Origin of the sequence: Puia dinghuensis, assembly GCF_014642875.1 — a bacterium.
GTDB lineage: Bacteria > Bacteroidota > Bacteroidia > Chitinophagales > Chitinophagaceae > Puia > Puia dinghuensis.
Genome location: NZ_BMJC01000001.1, coordinates 1,280,328 through 1,297,096 on the forward strand (window position 1 = coordinate 1,280,328; position 16,769 = coordinate 1,297,096).

Here is a 16,769-nt window from a genome sequence, read left to right on the forward strand (position 1 = left end):
AGCTAACTGGTGAATGTGGCAATAAAGGTTCGTTGGGTGGTCCGTACGGTATAGGATATGGTGACGGTCAGGGAAGAATCAACGCTGGTCACCTGCACATCGCCAATGGCGATAAGGTCGCCAAGCCACTGTTGCAAAGCCCCCTGCACCGTAAACTGCATGGTAGTGGCCAATTGATCGCTGTTGGGTTGAAAGACCAGCTGCATCAGCCCCGTCCCATACTGCGGACGGTTGACCCGTTCGCCCGGTATCGTGAACAGCACCTGCTCGATCATCTCACGGATATGATCGTTATCGTCCGTCTGCGCCGTACGGCCGCTTCCGTCGAACTGATATGGAAATTGTAGATTCATATAGACTCAATTTTATCGGCAGGCATCTGCCGTGATGTGCCGCTACATCGCCGAGACCATCGTTTGTGTTTCCGAAATGATCACCGGGGTTCCATTAGGTATGCAGGTGGCCTGGCTCGACAACACCAGCACCGGCAGTCCCATGGCAAAGACTCGGGTAGCGGCCGTAGTCCACTGGGCCGTAACACAGGGCATGGGAGCCCCCGATACATTGAACACGCACCCGACAATGCCATAAGGCGCCGGCTGTACGGTAACGGGCATTCCCATCACCAGCACGCGGGGGACCGTTACGGTCGGCTGGGCCAATCCCCCATGAACGCATTGGACTATGGCGCCTTCGTGTAAGATGAATCCTGGCATGAATTGAAATTTTTTAAATGATCGTCAGTGCGCCCTCATTGATCACAACGGTGTTGGCCGTCAGCACGATGCTGGCCCCTTTCCCGTTCTGGATGGTGATGGCGATATCATTGACGGTAATGGTTGCACCTAAGGTGCTCTTCAACATAATGCCACCCGCAGGTGTAGGCAGGTCGCTGATCATAATCGTATTCTGACCAGCCGACTGCATAAGGATATTGGGCGAGATGGGTAAACCGGCAAGGGCCAATGGCGGCACATTCTGCGGCCCCCCCCAACGACAGCCAACCCAGATAGGTTTATTCTGGTCCCCTTTCTCGAATTCTACCCAAACCGGGGTATCGATAGGCGGAACCATATATACGCCCATCTCCGGTCCCGTCGGCCCGGCCAGCGGTGTGCAGGGCTCGGCCCAGGGAGAAGGAATGAGTCCATAGACATCGGGAACATTGAGCAAGAGCCGCCCCCTGAACTCAGGGTCCTCGTTAAAAACTACGGTACCCTTGTATTTTCCAAAAAATTTTCCTGTTTCCTTCATGGTATTAGCATTGGTGTGTTGGAGATCAATCCGTCTCTTGACAGAGTAAAGTTCTGTTTGTATTCTCCCTGCTTGATATTATGGGTAACGCTATCTACATAGTACAACCCGTCGTAGGCAAGCCCCGCGCCGCGGACACCGACGATCAGGCGCGCCCGAAGAATCTGCTCATAACGCATGACATCCAGGCTTCCGCTGGCCGTGATAGCCGTCGAATTGTTCATCATAAACCCCAGAATGGTCTGAGCGGCCTCGTCGATAGCCAGTTCAGAGCCTTCCTGCGCAATCTCGAACCGGGCAGGCGGTGTAGGCCGCACCCCCAGCGGCGGCTTGAAAATGTTGACATTTGGTACGGGGACGGGTATGGGTATGGAGTCGGTGAATGGATCATAGATCGTATACAACCTGATCTTCTTGGCCAGCCCGTCAAGCGAAAAGCTCAGCGACTCGACATTCGTGGCGGAATCCATATTGATGGTCAGCGCGGGCTGAGGTATGGGAAGGTTTATATCCGGACCGAAATAGGCGATGCTCTGGCCCGGTACCGGTCCCGGATCTACGAAAAACACATACCCGTTGATCCTGGCCCTTTCCTTGATAAACTCCCTGTCCGTCCCCCGCTGTGTGATCCATCCATCGATTGCTGTTTTTATCACCGGGATAATGGGGGGGATCACCAGAGGCGTTACTCCCAGAACTAAGTATTTCGCCAGCACCAGGTTGACGATCGCCTCATCAGGCATAAAAGGATACGGGATCACCATGTCCAGCACGTCCATGGCCACGCTCAGATCCTCTCCCGTTATCGTCAGGACGGATTGCCCCACTTCATTGGACGGCGCATATTCCTGGTTGGTGATCAACCCGTCCATGAGGACATTCGGTACGCCGTTCAATGTTACGATGATCAGTACACGGGTGATAATGGGATCGAAATAACCCGCCGGCAACATAGTCGTGATCAGCGGCGAGTTCTTGGCCACGGCAAAGGTCAGCTGGAAACCGCTGCGGTCCTTGCTGCTGGTCACTTGCACACCCGTCAACGCATCGACCACCACCTGGGGCGCTATTAGTGGCACACCAGGACCGATCATCAGCGTCAGATAAATACCCTTCAGCATGGCTATTGTCCGTTGTTATTATTGTTGCCGTTGCTGCTGGTCTTGATCCCTTGCGGCAACGTGATCCTGATCTGCCGGCCGATTGTCACCGTCAGCTCGGCCGGATCGAGGACATTATTGGCATCACACAGCTGCCAGAACATCGTCGGGTCGCCGATATACTGGTTGGTGATGTTGTCGAGGCGCTGGCCCTCCGTCACGGTATGCAGCTGTAACAGCTGATACTGCCCGGCTCTGGGGACAAACCGGCGACGGACATAGTTGATAACCGCCCCATCGGCCGACGTGAGCGATGTCACCGCGATAGGGTAATAGCGGCTCGACGGGGCGAAATAGCTCGTCACCTGTCCGGTCTGCTGTAGGATGATCTGTAATGGGTTGGTAGGTAAGGAGGCCATGTGCTACAGGTTAAAATGTTACGGAATTGATTTGATGCCCAGCTGACTGAGGGTGCTGCCGGTAAACATGCCGGCCAGCCGCTCCTTGTTCTGCTGGTAGCTCATATAAAGACTGCTTCCCTTGTGATCGTAGTCGAGGTCGTCGATGTTCAATACCCGCATGCCAATGCTCACTTTGGCCCGAATAGGGTTGAGGTTGACATCGAAGGCCTCTTCTGTCACGCTGAAATCGGTGAGCCGGACGGGAAGTATCCGGTTCTTGTTCCAGATGAAAAGCGAGAGGGCCGATTCCATGGGTGCTATCTCCAATGTTCCCATCTGCGCCAGATTGTTGTTGGACACTATCTGGGAGCTATAGGGATAGATGATCGTCTCCAGCGCGGCCAATTGCGGGAGAATGCCTTCCTGCACCGCCGTCGCGTCGGCTACCTCCAGCTGATCTGTCGCGTCGATCTCCGCATCCAGTTTGATCGTCTCGACGGGCGGACCGGTAAGCCGCAGGGCCTCCGACCGGTGGCTGCTGTTATTCCCAATACCCTGCACCTGCAGGGTCCGCGACAAGGTGTCGGGATTGTATTGCAGGGTGATGATCCGCAATACCGCGGAAGTGTTCGGGTCGATCAGCACAATCCCTCCTTTGAGAATGGGCGGCGAACCGGGAAAAGTCCTGATCGTAGTCAGATTGTTACTCATTACTTGATTTTTGCATTTCTCATCCCATTAAATACCGCACCCGCGATCTCGCGTCCCCCGTTCGACTTGATCACTCCCCCATCCAACACTCCCAACCTTCTATCCCTCGTAAGGCCCTGCGGCATTCCATGCCGGGTCAGCAACAGGCTTAGTTCCCGTTCAACCGCCAGCCCGATGGCACGCGCATCATGTGGCTGCACGCCATGGACCACCAGCTCTTCGATATGTAATTCGATCTGCGTATTCATATGATGACCCCTGTCTCCAGGTTATTCAATGGTTTTCCCAGTTTGGCGTATTCGCTGCGCGCAGCACGGCCCACATGGGCCATGTGTACGGGTCGTCCTTCATTGGCGGCAATAAAAGCAGCGTTTAATGCGATGTTGCGGATGTTGCCACCGGCTATATTCATCCGGGCAAGCTTCGAGACATCCAGTCCCTGCGTGGGCGTGCTGGCAGGGAATACTTTCCGCCAGATCTCGGCCCGCTGTGTGGCGTCGGGAAAAGGAAACTGAACGACAAAACGGATGCGCCGGAAAAAAGCCTTGTCGATGGAAGACTTCATGTTGGTGGTGAGAATGGCAAGTCCACGGTAGGCTTCCATGCGCTGCAACAGGTAGCTCACCTCGATGTTCCCATAACGGTCATGACTGTCTTTGACATCGCCCCGCTTGCCGAACAACGCATCGGCTTCGTCGAACAGCAGCACGGCCCCTCCTTCCTCCGCTGCGTCAAACACCCGTTTCAGGTTTTTCTCCGTCTCGCCGATATATTTGTTCACCACCTGGCTCAGGTCGATGCGGTAGAGGTCCAGCTGCAGCTCGCTTGCCAGCACTTCCGATGCCATGGTCTTTCCCGTGCCGCTTTCGCCGGAGAAGAGGACGCTGATCCCCAGGCCACGCGAACCTGCGGCGCTAAACCCCCATTCCCCGTATACCTTATTCCGCTGATTCACCTGCGCCGCTATCTCCCGTAAAATATCCTTTTGCTCTTCCGGCAATACGATATCATTCCATCCTGCCTTCACCTCGATGCGCTGGGCCAGATCCTCTACATGCGGCCGCGTATGCGCACAACAGGTCTTCCACAACAACGAAGCCTGAGCTGCCGCCTCTATGCTCTCTCTGCGCAGCGCACCCGCCACCTCCACACTAACCGCCCGTATCGTACTTGCACTCAGATCGAACTGTCCCACCAGTTTCTCCAGAGCCCCGTCACGCGCCTCCATCGGCCTTTCCAAAAGGTATTTCCACAACCACAGCTGTTCCATCGTCGTCGGCTTATTGATATCGCATCGAAGCACCGGCCGGTTCAGCCGGGGTATCCATTGCCCGGTGCCGATAAACAGGAGCCCACCGATATGTTCGATAAAGGAGCTTACCGCCATCGTACGATCTCTGTCCGCAGCATCGAGCGCCGAAAGATCCACAAAGAGCGCAGAGGAGTTCAGCGCCGCCTGCCGGTTCCACAGCCTCGCCCATTCCATCCTGTCGGTAGCATGCGTGGGAATGGCAAGCGCGGATATCGAAAACAGATCGAGCCCAAGCAGCGAGCAGGTATAGGCGGCAACGGCTGCCTTATCCGTGGTCGTATTGCCATCCAGCTGCATGACGGATAAGAGGCTGACTCCGGCGCTCGCCGAACAGGTGCCAATGATCTTTTCCGCTATGGTCAGTTGCGACGGCACTAGCTCGTGCGGCGGAGCCACCGGCTCTGCAGCCCTGCGCAATCGATCATCCAATTGCCGCACACCCGTCAGATAGAACAAGATCGGTTCGTCGATCTTCAGCGGCATCTGGGTCAGCACCTGTCCTTGTTGCTGGTCCTCCAGCTCCACAAGATGCCAGTAACGCAGGGGCCCGTCGGGCGACAAAGCGCTCCAGTGCGCGTCACCGAATACCGAAAGGGCCATTCCGAAGGAGGGCAGCTGCCGGGTGGCCGATCCATTTAACTGGCCTACCAACCGGGCAAAGGAACCATCCAGCTCGACACCGGCACACATCAGCAGCACCTTTCGTTCGAAAGTGGAAAGCCCCAGAATGCCAACCAGCGTATCCAACGCTGAATCGCCGGCGGCATTCTCTACCTGCCCGGCGCTATCCACCGGCTCGCTGTCCACCGGCTCTCCGGATTGGGCCGCTTCCATTTCCTGCTGCACCTGCTTTAAAGCAGCCATCAGCGCTCGTTGATTCAATTGGCTATTCAACATTTTTTCTCGTTTGAACATCAGGTTAATACTACTGTGGGAGCATAGAATTTACCGGTAGCATCAGAATACACCGGACTCTCGGCTCCATCTACCTGCACCCGCACCAGGTAAGTTCCCGCAATGACGCGGTTCACCTGGGCCTGTACCTGGGCGACAGGACCAGGAGGACTCGTCGGTTCGACGGGCTGGGCAGGAAAGCTGTAATTATTGGGCGCAACGTTGCCTGCACTGCCCGGGAAATATTGATTCAGCAATAGCATTATGGTTTGCGTCGGCAGCACATCCGGGTTCAGCGAGAGGCTTAGCGTCGCCGACACCGTGCCATCGCTGTTGTCAACCTTGTTCGTTATCGTCACCGGACTGCCAAAAGGGTCCACAATAAACGGACTGAGCGTAAACGCAACGGCATTCGATCGGAACAACGACCGGTCGGTTGGCGGAGTACCCATCGCCTTCAACTGGTCCACCGTTATCGTATGAACACCCGCGGGCAGATCAGCAGGCAGAATGAAACTCACCTGCGATGGCGTGATAATATCCGGTACGATCATATCCCCGTCGATATCGGCCTCCACGATATCCCCCTTCAGTTGATCGCCATTCAGGAACAACCGGTAGCCGGTAAGGATCTTTTGGTTGGAGCTCAACGGCTGGCCAGGCGCTGCCTGTGACTGGATACTGTTGATCACCGGATGATTGAATGGTTGAACATATAATTTCCGCTCGCGCACCGGCAGCGCAACGTTGGTGGAATTCTCCGCCTGTATCAGTACGACAGTCACCTTGTACGCGGTGGTCGGCCGGTAATTAGCCTGGAAAGCCGTCCACAGCTTGGAGATCTCTTCTGTATTTAGCGCCTCGGGGACGATCTTGATCATCTCCACCTGGTCTGCCAGCCCCGACGTGGCTAACGACCGTAAATTGGCCGGCAGGGTGCCGGGTGAAAATCCCGTGGAAAGGGTGAGCGAATTGCGGATGGCATCACGCGGCAGCACCGGCGTTTCAAACAACAGCTGCATCCCGTATCCCAGCAGGATCTCGGGGTGCAGTTCATTCGGGCTATAGGCCGACAGCAGGTAGTGCAGGTCCAGAGCAAGATAGGGGTTAGTAAGCATCCCGTTACCCTGCTGATTCAGCGAGGGCATGTTCTGGTTACGCCAGCCCTGGTTGGGGGTAACCATGTACATGAAGAGATTAAGCTGGCTTTGCTCGCCTGATGCGGAAGTATCGATCCGGTCGGGTGGAAGACAGGTCACCGTTACATTTTCGCCTGTGGTGCCCGACACATCCCGATCGAGCATTCCTGTATTCAACAGGTCGCGCAACACTTGGGTCACCGAGGCTATGGCTAGGGCCGAACTCATGAGTGGTTGCTTTTTCTTTTACTAAGAAATTCTTCCAGGGACATCCTCGGCTTGGGCGGCTCCTTTTTCCGCACCGGTGCCGCCGGTGGCGCCGGCGTTGCGGTCTTCACTTCGATGCGGCCGATACTGACCCTGATGATCGTGCTCTCACTGGATGCTGTACCCGCCATCACTGACGAATCCTTCTTCCCGTTGAAGCCACTTTCCGCCCTCGCGGCCCTTGCATCCGGCGCAGTCGCAGGCATCACCGGCCTTTCAGTCGCATACCCGCCACCGGTATTAAGCTGCCCTGTTTCATCCTCCTTGCTCTCTCCCGGAGAAGCGTACATCCAGGCCGGCACAATCGGCGACCGCTGCTCCGGCGGGGCCACCGGCTCCTTAACGCGATCCTTTTTTTCTACCGGCGGCATCGGCCCGGTGATCCTCCTATCCTCTCCCACATCCGTCATCCCCTTCCACCGGGCGACGACCCTTTGTTCTTCGTTTGGTATCTTCCCTGATGGTGCTTCAGATGCAGACTTCTCCTTCGTCGTCCCTGCCCGATCATCGGTCCGTTTGCCACTACTTTCCTCAGGCGCCCGACTGGCAATGCTTTCCGCACGCCTTCCGGGTCGGCTCACTGGATCCTCTTCATCTCCCGGGCCGGGTCTCACCTGCGCGGGCATTGCCTGCCGGGACGGCATCCCCGGCTCCGGTTCAGGTTCAAACCAGAGCCGCTGCCGGGGCTGTATGGCTAACCCGGGCTGTAGGTGACGATCGATCAGATTTCTGGCAAATCGAAGCATTATGATAACATTTCCAGATAAAGCTGCCTGCGTTTAGGCGTCATGGTTAAAATATCGTATTCCGACCAGCCGAACGCCCGGGCCAATAGATAGACTTCGCGTAGGATACGGTGCGCCCAGTTCTCCACTTCCGCCCACAGGTATACGCCAATATCGAAATGGGTCTCCCACTGATGCCCGCAGGCGGGACAGCCGATCATCATCCGGATATCGGCCTGCGGATCCTGTTCCTCCATTTGCATTTCCAGGGCTTCCCACATCTCGTCGGGCAGATCAGCCGGTGCAAGGTCTTTTTCTTCGCCATTCACCGTGAGCACACAGCCCGCCAGCAACCGCCGGGGGTCCGACAGCTCTCCGGAGGCGGCCCTGATGAGGTCATGGCTGTTAGGAAGGCGGAATTGCAACCGCAGCTCGCCGCGGGATAGTTCGAATACCGAAGCCATTGCATCGGCTCTCGGCTCCTGCAGCCGGATATCACTCGTTTGAATCGCCCACTCCGCCGGCTCCCCGCATCGGGGACAGTTTATCCGGTTGAATAATTTCGTACCGAAAAGCCATTCCCGCAGCAGCAGCAGCCGCGCATCCCGCTCGCCGATGCTAAGCTCCGCTATGCTGTCCATGTCGGCAACCGAGCAGGCTGCCCCCAGGAGATGAAGCGATCTGCCCATGGGACTAAAGGGGACCCCATCCTCCCACACCTGAAGCAGTTCCCATGCGGATAAAGTACGCATAACCCGATTTTAGGATGCAGGGTTTGTAAAGCCGGGCTCGCTCGGTTCCGTTACCGATGTGTCACGCTCCCATCCTTCGTTCTCCAATTTGATATGCTGGATAAGCACCGCGCCGGTACCGTTCGCATCCAGATCGGATTCAGCCTGGTATTCTGAAACCCAGCAACGATGAATATTATAAGCCATCGCCACCTGGCCGGCCTCATTCAATACGACGATGCGCATTTCCTTGCGGAAGTCCTTCAGCGAGACCTCGGCGCCGGCTTTCGAGCCATAGTTCCAGACCTTGTTGGCCCATTGTTCAAATGCAACATCATTGGTTACGCCGCGCTCCAGTGTTATCGGATCGTAATCCGTCTTACCCGGAGACTTCCGGGTCGTACTGGGATCACCGCCCTCCCGGTGCTTGATCACTTCCGTGGTCTTCTTCAGACCACTCACCTTACTGATACCCGCAACAGGTTTCCTATCCCAGTATACAATGAATTTAAAATTCTTATACGGGTCGAAGCGTTGTGGATTGACTGTAAATTGTGCCATAGTGAGGATTTAATAGATAGCGGGCCAGAGGCCCGGATTGATTTAGGCATTCACCTGCCCCGCTAGCTGCTGGATTTGAATGATAACAAATTCCGCCGGCTTCAGCGGAGCAAAGGCGACAATGATATTGACAATACCCTGGTCGATATCATTCTGTGTTGTCGTCTCGGCGTCACACTTCACCAGGTAGGCCTGCTGCGGCGTCGATCCCTGGAACGCTCCCTGCAAAAAGAGGTTTTGCATAAAAGCTCCGATGTTGAGGCGGATCTGCGCCCACAACGTTTCGTCGTTGGGTTCGAACACCACCCATTGCGTGCCCTGGTAGAGACTCTTCTCGAGGAAAAGTGCCGTCCGGCGGACAGCAAGATATTTATAGTCGTCGGCTAATTGGTCGGCGCCACGCATGGTCCGCGCTCCCCAGGCAACCGTTCCCGTTATAGGGAATGTCCGGAAACAATTTATGCCTACCGGGTTAAGCTGCCCGTTCTCCGCGTCCGTCATGACATATTGCAGACCCGAGATCCCATTCAGCGAGGCGTCGATGCCGGCGGGCGACTTCCATACACCCCTGGTCGAGTCCGTCCGGGCCATGATCCCCGCCATGATGCCACAGGGAACAAAGGTGTCTAGCTGGTTATTCCACAACGGATCGGCCTCGAGCACACGGGGGAAATACAGGACGGCATTACGGGCATAGACACCCGTAAGTCCAAGACTGCTGAGTCCTCCCAGGGCCCGCGAAACCGCGGTTGCCGGGTTGGCGGCCCAGGCGATAGGGGGATCGACGATCAGCACGGCCCCATTATTGGCACAAAACGTCATCGCTTTCTGGTAGGTCGTGATAGGCGTATCCGTTCCACGAACGGGCGGCGGGATACAAAGCAGGTTGAACAGGCTGGCCATCTCCAGCGCATAGATACCGGTCTTGGCCAGCGGATCACCCTCATACTGCGTAAAGGTGAGATCGATGCCGTCGCTTCCTCCTTTCGCATCCGTCTCGCTGGTCAGCATGGGCCTGCCCGGTACGATCCAGTTGCCGGTGGCGTCCTGTGACACGCTGAACAAGGTGGAATTCTGTTGCAGCACCCGGGGAAGATACAGCGTATCCGAAGGATTGATCGACACCCTCAGATAAGTCTCCTGCACCTGATCGGGGCTTCCGTCCGTACTCTTTTGATAGATGCGCAGGTTGAACAGATGGGGGTCAGTGGCGGTAGGCGGGGATGTCACAGGCGCCGTCGGGTCCTGCGTATTATAGTCCACCTCGGCATACAGCTTGTTCGCCCAGGCGCCCGGGTCAAGCGCCACCAGTGTCAGCGGCTCACCCGGCGGGCTTCCACCCGCAGTCGGCAGGACAATCTGCGCGATGCCCGGCCCGACGGAAATATCCTCGTTATAAAGCCGGACGATCACAGCCTGATTGCCACCATTGCCGAAGAAATCGTTTACGGCATAGCTCATGGTGCTGGAATACCATAATCCACCAAAGTTTCGCTCATAGTCTCTCCAGCTATTGATCACCGTTGGTTGATTCACCGGCCCGAACAACGCACGTCCGATAAAGGCCGTGATGGAAGTGGCGACTCCGGTAATGGTGTGTACCCCACTTGGTATCTCCTCGATATACACACCCGGATAGGTAGTTTGAACTGGCATATTGGTAAAATATTGATATTGACAAGATTAAAATGAAAGCATGAGGATCCCGATGCAATCGTCGCTTTGCATTTTTCAAGGGTAGGATCGCGCAGGTGATCAGATGAGGGTATACAGGCAGCACGCAGGGTAGGACCCGCAGGTGTACAAGGGGATAGGAATTGTAAGGTGGTAAGTAGAGTTGATACTAATCAAGAGTGGATGAATTAAAACTAGAATATCTTTTTTGAAAAAAGAAACTTTTTTTTTCTTTTCCAGGATTAAGGAACAACTACGCATCACCCCTCAGGTGTTTCTACCGGCGCCAACAGGTAGTTCTACGCTCCCGGAAGAATAAAGGCGATCGGGGAGAAGGTCCCCTCTTCGATATAGATCTTTCTGTCAGCCAGACGTTCGTGTTCCTCCTGCGAAATATAGTCAGGCTTTAGCGATGGATACTGGCGAAGATAGTCGAGACAGGTGATCTCGCCAGGCTCATGGTAGCTGGCATACAGCTCGGGGAAGGAGGTATGCAGATCCTCGATTACATAAAGGTTGGTATGCTGAATCTTGCTCACCAGCGAGATAAGCTGCTGCTTCGTCCGGTGCCCTCCGTCATCGATGATGATATCATATTGCGGCAGACCCGATAAAAAACTCCGGTCCGCCTGGTCGCCGACATAGACCGTCGCCTGAAGTTCAGGCTTACTTTCGATATCCGCGCCCTCCACGACGAACTGAGGCAGGGCCTGCTGCCACAGACGCAGCGACTCCCCTTTATACACGCCGATCTCCAGCAGTCGGCCACGCCGAAAGCGGAACCCGGATAGATACAATTCATAGAAGGGGATATAACCATGCGCTTTCTTATCGGTGTCGTATCGTTGCACGATGCCCGCAATAGGTGTATCCAATATTCGCATGTCCAGGAAAGCGCCCATTTCCCCTTCCCCAAGACCAATCCATAATTCGCAATCGTATCTCGTCTGATGGGGTGATAATATGGGACTGGGTAATCGTTGAATATAGGAAGAACGTGCCCACCAGAAATTCCCGGCGATATAAGGCTTCTGACCCGGCAGCCCCGTAGTACTCATAGCTCCGATAAAATCATACCCACCTGCTTCCAGCAAGGCAATCGAGTTCTCCGCCAGCTGAACGGTGTAAAAATTCATCAGGTTGCGCCAAAACACCGCCTGCGCATAATCCGTCGTGGCGCCCTTGGTGTGAAAATAGCCTACATAGTCGTAGTTGGAAGCTTCCCGGAAAAGACAAGCCATTGTGTCGAACTCGAATTCCCGGCGGTCAGGGGTCCTGACATCGTCGATCAACGGACAGGCCCGCAACAGGTTCATGATGCTGTCGGTATCCTCCCCCACCTCGCCAACCCCCGTGATCACAGCCGTGACAGGAAAAGGCTGGCTCCGGACAAAGCGAAGCTGCTCAGCTACGATCGCCGGCGTCCGCGCCGTGACAAAAACATGCCAGTATAGCCTTGCCCTTATCATATGGTCATGCGAAACTAAGATAATTTTTTTCAAAGCTTCCCTTCCCTCACCAAAACCAGCCTGGGCTTCTCTCCCACCTCCACCGTAACCTTCCCATCCATCACCTTCCTGCCCACCACATCACCGTCGACCGAACCGGCAGCAAAATTTATCTCCTGCGCTTCTCCTGCGACATTCCCCACTTCCAAAGCAAAGGCCGGGTCTTTCCACCCGGTATGCGTAGGCGAATAGATAAAATACGCAACCGAATCCGGCGAAAGGACATTACGATACTTATATACCCACACGTTTCCTTTTTCGCTGACTATCTGGTCAGGCCTGTAATTGCCCAGCCTGTTCTCGAGTGTACTGATATAAAACCAGGAGGGATAGGGTTGAATGCTGCCATCCGGCATCTGCCGCACCACGCCGGAGGTGAGGTACACATTCGCATCATCGGCAGGATTGTTATCCTTGAACCAATACAGGATGTACGAGTCGAACCCCGAGAAGGCTGTCGCATTTATCGAACGCAAAATAAACACCGCCTGGCATTCCTCGGGGCTAAGTCCGGGTAGCAGCGGGGTAGCCTGTCTCGTCCGCTGCGATTTGTCATACCCGTTCTCACCCAGGATACAGGGGATTCCCGGCTCCAGGCGATCGGTAAAGGATTTCACCTTCGCCAGCCTCCACCGCAAAGAATCTTCTTCAGGACTGATGCCATGCCTGCCATCGCTGGAATAATGATGGTATTGTACCCCACCCTTCCAGATGAAGGCCTTATCCTTACGAAGGGTATTGCATAGGAATTTATAGACCCTGATACGGTTGGTGTCGAGACTGATCAATCCCGATGTTATGAGGGCACTGCTGCTGTCTGCGTTGTGGATGCCGCACCGCGCGCCCAATGCCCCTTCCGCGCCATCATAGTCCGCGCTGCTTTGGGCAAAATAGTCCATCGGATCACAATATCGTTCCCCTGTCCAGAAGGCGTCTTCTTCATTGCCATTCTCGTACAGCTGCATAGTTCCGCGGCCCGCAGTCCGGGGGCGATGGTCCAGGGACAGCAAATTTGTATCTCTTTTGGTATGGCCGAACCAGGCGGCAAGGGTCCACATCATCGCACTATGCCGGACGTAAGACCGCGGGTCTTCGGGATCCATCCCCCATTGTGTCACAGGCCGGCCTTTCTTGTCCTTTTCGTCCTTTGCCATCCATAAAGGCAGTCCTTGCATTGTATACCAGACCACATGATGGTTTTGCTTCACGTTATCCTCCGTCCCATAATGATAATCATGGATACTATTGTCCCAATAACCAAAGTGGGTCATATTGTATTGGACATCCGGGTATCGGTTGATCGTGTCCCGGTCGAAATCGACGGCAAAGGAATACATCCGGCTATAATAAAACGGCTTCAACCATTTCGCATCGACCGCGCTATAGTCATTCACTCCCAAAAATTCCTTCATCGCCTTCCTTGTAAACGGTGGGTCCTTCGGCGCAGCAGAGGGCGACGCAGCAGAGGGCGGCGCCGCAGAGGGCGGCTGGGCCCCAGCCCCACCAGCACAACCATACAACACCATCTCGGTGATCGCCGTCTTGTAACTGCTGAACCGGATCATTACATATCTCGAACTGTCGTCCAAAGGAACCCTCCGCCACCGGGACGACTCGAAATACGATATAGCCGTAAACGCCGCTTTTAGCTTCCAATGCAGCATATCGCCAACATATAGCCAAACGCTGTCCGGCGAATTGCTCCGGTCGTAGAGCCAGGCGTCGGTCAGCCTGCCGGTCGCTCCCAGATCGATGACAATGCGATTGCCCTTCCCCGCAGGAAAATAGATCCCGGGATGAGCAGCAGGCTGCGGGTTGGTGTGCGGTTTATAGGACCCGTCAGGATCATTTGCCGGATCTACCAGTGCATTCTCATCAAAAAGACAAAAGGGGTCGCCATTCCCTTCGTCCGCATACCCATTGAGATCGTATACATTGTCCTTATAAACTGCGATCTTCTTTGGATAAGGACATAAAACGGATGGACGAAGCCGGCCCTGCTGCTTTTCATTACACGACAAGCAGGCGAATAACAGGAAAATGATCGGGATGTGCTTAAAAATCACCACAAAGGAGTGTTATAACAAAAATAGCCTCCTTTCCGGAAGGGTAAAGAAAAAAATAAACCCCTGTAGAAACAGGGGTCGTAACCAAAACTAACTGCTTATGAGAAAATTGACTGCTTAAAAACTAAATAATAACGCTGATTATTACAACCCAAAATTACGCCCCTTCTCCACAAAAATCTGTTTCAGCACTGTTAATTTGACAATAAAGAAACGTTAAATACGCGGCTTTTACACAACGCTCTGGCAACAATGCATTTAGCGGTCGCCGGCCGCTCAATCCAGTAGCAGCCTATACTCCTGCAGGTATTGCCGGGCCGTTCTGTTCCAGCAGAATTTACCCGCCCATTGCCGGATAGCCATCGCCTTATTGTTTTGTTGATAGTAGTCTGCCAGCACCTTCATGGTCTTATCGCTCATGTATTCGGGGTCGAAATGCTCAAAATAATAGGCCTCTTTTCCACCTATTTCCGGTAATGAAGTACAGGTGGACAGCAGAACGGGCTTGCCGAAATGCATCGCTTCTATAACGGGAAGACCAAAACCCTCGGCAATAGAGGGGAAGGCAAATGCTTCACAATGCTGCAAATACCATGTTTTTTCCGCTTCGGTTACCACCCCTACCAGGTGCACCCTGTCCTGTACCCCCAGGGCCTTCGCCGCATTCTCGATCTTCAATTGATACTCGGGGCTGAGACAAAGACCCGCGATCACCAGGTGGAGATCATTCTTTAACAGCATGGCGGGCAGTACGTGGAAATTCTTTTTCTCCATGATCGTGCCGACCGAAAAAACGAACGGCGCCTCGGGGATATACATCGGATGCTGGGCGACGGCCCCCTGCGGGATATTACATCCGTTGTGGATCACCTTTACTTTCCCCGGGTAGACAGAAGTATATTGAAGCAGATCGTTCTTTACGAATTCCGAAATAGCCACCACGGTATCCGCCCTTTCCAGTTTCTTTTCCAGCCGGGCAAGGTATTTCTTTTGCTTTGCCGCCGGCTCGCCTTCATGCAAAAAATTCAGGTCATGAACGGTCAGCACCACCTTCCCCTTAAGACAAAAAGGAAAATAGTTGGTCCCCTGAAACGTCGAATGAAAAAGCTGAAACTGCGCCAGGAAAGGCTGGTAGAATTTGTGGAACGAAGAATGAGCGACAACCGAAATCCGTTGATTGAAGATGCTCTGCTCCTTCTCGGGTGCGTATGTGCTCAAACAATATTCGCCGGCGTGGTTGTGCACGGCAAGCGCATTGATCAGATGCCTGCAAAAGTGGTACAATCCGGTGTGAAGATACTTCGTTCGCTCTGCGTCGATAAGAATGTTTTTCATAGATAAAAAGGGAAAGCCCCATACTTTAACCGATACGATGCCCGGTTGAAAAAAGTTGGGTAGCTGACAAAATAAATTCTATTTCTTTGCGTGTAGGATAAAATTCAATCCAGACAGGTCGGTGGGATCAATACTGACAGTAAAAAAAACGCACTCTTCAATTATGAATCTTTTAACAAAGTTACGGCTAAAAGCGACTGCGCCTGATAAAGATACATATAAACATTTAAAGCAGATAGAAAAGTACAAAGCTCGCTTAAAAAAGGTAACTCCACCATCCTTGATAATTCCCGAAAAAAGCCCGCTGCATTTCAAGCATAGTGGCAATTGTGGCGATATCATTTACGCCATCCCTGCTATGAAGGCCATGGCTGGAGATCAGGATATCTTCCTTCATCTCCGCATCGATCAGCCGGCAGAGTATGCCAAACATGTCAAACATCCACTGGGAAATGTGACGCTCAATAAAAAAATGGTCAGCATGCTACAACCCTTATTGCTGGCGCAGCCGGGATTTAAAAGTTGTGAGATCTACAACGGACACACCGGCTGCATCGATCTGGATAAGATAAGGGAATATCCGCTATTGCTGGATAGGGGAAATATAGCCCGCTGGTATTTTTTGATCTTCCCGGTAAACTACGATCTTAACCAGGCCTGGCTCCGGGCCAATCCCGATCCCGGGGCGAAGAACGCCATAGTCATAGCAAGGAGCAATCGCTACCGGGCTCCGGGTGTCAGCTACAAATTCCTGAGAAACTATCCCGACGTGCAATTCATCGGGCTGCCGGAAGAATATGAAGAAATGAAAAAAATGATTCCCGACCTCGAACACCGGCCCGTAAAAGATTTTTTGGAGATGGCTTCCGTCATCGCCGGTGCAAGACTGTTCATCGGCAACCAATCCTTCCCTTTTTCCGTAGCAGAAGCGTTGAAAGTAAACCGGCTCCTGGAAGTGCATTTCCAATGCCCCAATGTAACGGTGTACGGTGATAAAGGTTTTGATTTTTGTTTTCAACCTCAATTCGAGCAACTGGTAAAATTACGCTACGACGCCGCGCAAATAAATAACCGCGCAGATAAATAACTAA

The 16,769-nt window shown here is 53.9% G+C and carries 17 protein-coding genes; 1 reads left to right on the plus strand and 16 read right to left on the minus strand.

What is annotated here, in order from left to right; translation table 11 throughout:
- Window positions 1–2 precede the first annotated feature (2 nt).
- From IEY39_RS05015 to IEY39_RS05090, 16 genes are all read right to left on the minus strand, one after another.
- A complete protein-coding gene (locus IEY39_RS05015; protein ID WP_188929117.1) occupies window positions 3–353 on the minus strand; it encodes a GPW/gp25 family protein in 351 nt (116 codons plus the stop codon).
- A gap of 42 nt (window positions 354–395) precedes the next feature.
- Window positions 396–716, minus strand: coding sequence for a hypothetical protein (locus IEY39_RS05020; RefSeq protein ID WP_188929119.1), 321 nt, complete (start codon window positions 714–716; stop codon window positions 396–398).
- 13 nt (window positions 717–729) lie between these two features.
- Window positions 730–1,254 (minus strand): phage baseplate assembly protein V, encoded by a 525-nt coding sequence (locus tag IEY39_RS05025; RefSeq protein WP_188929121.1) that lies wholly within the window; start codon window positions 1,252–1,254, stop codon window positions 730–732.
- A complete protein-coding gene (locus tag IEY39_RS05030; RefSeq protein WP_188929123.1) occupies window positions 1,251–2,375 on the minus strand; it encodes a hypothetical protein in 1,125 nt (374 codons plus the stop codon). The genes IEY39_RS05025 and IEY39_RS05030 overlap by 4 nt, the downstream gene beginning before the upstream one ends.
- Before the next feature lie 2 nt (window positions 2,376–2,377).
- Window positions 2,378–2,773, minus strand: coding sequence for a hypothetical protein (locus tag IEY39_RS05035; protein WP_229688775.1), 396 nt, complete (start codon window positions 2,771–2,773; stop codon window positions 2,378–2,380).
- Window positions 2,774–2,791: 18 nt separating this feature from the next.
- The gene (locus tag IEY39_RS05040; protein WP_229688776.1) at window positions 2,792–3,466 is read right to left on the minus strand and encodes a hypothetical protein; all 675 of its coding nucleotides are present in this window, start codon (window positions 3,464–3,466) and stop codon (window positions 2,792–2,794) included.
- Window positions 3,466–3,714 (minus strand): hypothetical protein, encoded by a 249-nt coding sequence (locus IEY39_RS05045; protein WP_188929125.1) that lies wholly within the window; start codon window positions 3,712–3,714, stop codon window positions 3,466–3,468. Before IEY39_RS05045 ends, IEY39_RS05040 begins: the two co-directional genes overlap by 1 nt.
- A complete protein-coding gene (locus IEY39_RS05050; protein ID WP_229688777.1) occupies window positions 3,711–5,675 on the minus strand; it encodes an ATP-binding protein in 1,965 nt (654 codons plus the stop codon). Before IEY39_RS05050 ends, IEY39_RS05045 begins: the two co-directional genes overlap by 4 nt.
- Before the next feature lie 17 nt (window positions 5,676–5,692).
- Window positions 5,693–7,039, minus strand: coding sequence for a Pvc16 family protein (locus tag IEY39_RS05055; protein ID WP_188929128.1), 1,347 nt, complete (start codon window positions 7,037–7,039; stop codon window positions 5,693–5,695).
- Window positions 7,036–7,824, minus strand: coding sequence for a hypothetical protein (locus IEY39_RS05060; protein ID WP_188929130.1), 789 nt, complete (start codon window positions 7,822–7,824; stop codon window positions 7,036–7,038). The genes IEY39_RS05055 and IEY39_RS05060 overlap by 4 nt, the downstream gene beginning before the upstream one ends.
- Window positions 7,824–8,555 carry a T4 family baseplate hub assembly chaperone gene (locus IEY39_RS05065; RefSeq protein ID WP_188929133.1) on the minus strand — a complete coding sequence of 244 codons (732 nt, stop codon included), beginning with the start codon at window positions 8,553–8,555 and terminating at the stop codon, window positions 7,824–7,826. The genes IEY39_RS05060 and IEY39_RS05065 overlap by 1 nt, the downstream gene beginning before the upstream one ends.
- A 9-nt stretch (window positions 8,556–8,564) precedes the next feature.
- Complete coding sequence (locus tag IEY39_RS05070) at window positions 8,565–9,095, minus strand: phage tail protein (RefSeq protein WP_188929134.1); 531 nt, start codon at window positions 9,093–9,095, stop codon at window positions 8,565–8,567.
- 42 nt (window positions 9,096–9,137) lie between these two features.
- On the minus strand, window positions 9,138–10,751 hold the full coding sequence (locus IEY39_RS05075) for a phage tail sheath family protein (RefSeq protein WP_188929136.1): 1,614 nt from the start codon (window positions 10,749–10,751) through the stop codon (window positions 9,138–9,140).
- Window positions 10,752–11,068: 317 nt separating this feature from the next.
- On the minus strand, window positions 11,069–12,238 hold the full coding sequence (locus tag IEY39_RS05080; RefSeq protein WP_188929138.1) for a hypothetical protein: 1,170 nt from the start codon (window positions 12,236–12,238) through the stop codon (window positions 11,069–11,071).
- 29 nt (window positions 12,239–12,267) lie between these two features.
- The gene (locus tag IEY39_RS05085) at window positions 12,268–14,346 is read right to left on the minus strand and encodes a hypothetical protein (protein WP_188929140.1); all 2,079 of its coding nucleotides are present in this window, start codon (window positions 14,344–14,346) and stop codon (window positions 12,268–12,270) included.
- Between the two features lie 273 nt (window positions 14,347–14,619).
- Window positions 14,620–15,678 carry a glycosyltransferase family 4 protein gene (locus IEY39_RS05090; protein WP_188929142.1) on the minus strand — a complete coding sequence of 353 codons (1,059 nt, stop codon included), beginning with the start codon at window positions 15,676–15,678 and terminating at the stop codon, window positions 14,620–14,622.
- Window positions 15,679–15,958: 280 nt separating this feature from the next.
- Here IEY39_RS05090 and IEY39_RS05095 point away from each other — a divergent pair, with 280 nt between their 5' ends.
- Complete coding sequence (locus tag IEY39_RS05095; RefSeq protein WP_188929144.1) at window positions 15,959–16,765, plus strand: glycosyltransferase family protein; 807 nt, start codon at window positions 15,959–15,961, stop codon at window positions 16,763–16,765.
- Window positions 16,766–16,769 lie beyond the last annotated feature (4 nt).

Excerpts from the sequence above, each read along its gene's own strand:
- IEY39_RS05015 (WP_188929117.1), bottom strand. The coding sequence starts at position 353 with ATGAATCTACAATTTCCATATCAGTTCGACGGAAGCGGCCGTACGGCG.
- IEY39_RS05020 (WP_188929119.1), bottom strand. The coding sequence starts at position 716 with ATGCCAGGATTCATCTTACACGAAGGCGCCATAGTCCAATGCGTTCAT.
- IEY39_RS05025 (WP_188929121.1), bottom strand. The coding sequence starts at position 1,254 with ATGAAGGAAACAGGAAAATTTTTTGGAAAATACAAGGGTACCGTAGTT.
- IEY39_RS05030 (WP_188929123.1), bottom strand. The coding sequence starts at position 2,375 with ATGCTGAAGGGTATTTATCTGACGCTGATGATCGGTCCTGGTGTGCCA.
- IEY39_RS05035 (WP_229688775.1), bottom strand. The coding sequence starts at position 2,773 with ATGGCCTCCTTACCTACCAACCCATTACAGATCATCCTACAGCAGACC.
- IEY39_RS05040 (WP_229688776.1), bottom strand. The coding sequence starts at position 3,466 with ATGAGTAACAATCTGACTACGATCAGGACTTTTCCCGGTTCGCCGCCC.
- IEY39_RS05045 (WP_188929125.1), bottom strand. The coding sequence starts at position 3,714 with ATGAATACGCAGATCGAATTACATATCGAAGAGCTGGTGGTCCATGGC.
- IEY39_RS05050 (WP_229688777.1), bottom strand. The coding sequence starts at position 5,675 with ATGTTGAATAGCCAATTGAATCAACGAGCGCTGATGGCTGCTTTAAAG.
- IEY39_RS05055 (WP_188929128.1), bottom strand. The coding sequence starts at position 7,039 with ATGAGTTCGGCCCTAGCCATAGCCTCGGTGACCCAAGTGTTGCGCGAC.
- IEY39_RS05060 (WP_188929130.1), bottom strand. The coding sequence starts at position 7,824 with ATGCTTCGATTTGCCAGAAATCTGATCGATCGTCACCTACAGCCCGGG.
- IEY39_RS05065 (WP_188929133.1), bottom strand. The coding sequence starts at position 8,555 with ATGCGTACTTTATCCGCATGGGAACTGCTTCAGGTGTGGGAGGATGGG.
- IEY39_RS05070 (WP_188929134.1), bottom strand. The coding sequence starts at position 9,095 with ATGGCACAATTTACAGTCAATCCACAACGCTTCGACCCGTATAAGAAT.
- IEY39_RS05075 (WP_188929136.1), bottom strand. The coding sequence starts at position 10,751 with ATGCCAGTTCAAACTACCTATCCGGGTGTGTATATCGAGGAGATACCA.
- IEY39_RS05080 (WP_188929138.1), bottom strand. The coding sequence starts at position 12,238 with ATGATAAGGGCAAGGCTATACTGGCATGTTTTTGTCACGGCGCGGACG.
- IEY39_RS05090 (WP_188929142.1), bottom strand. The coding sequence starts at position 15,678 with ATGAAAAACATTCTTATCGACGCAGAGCGAACGAAGTATCTTCACACC.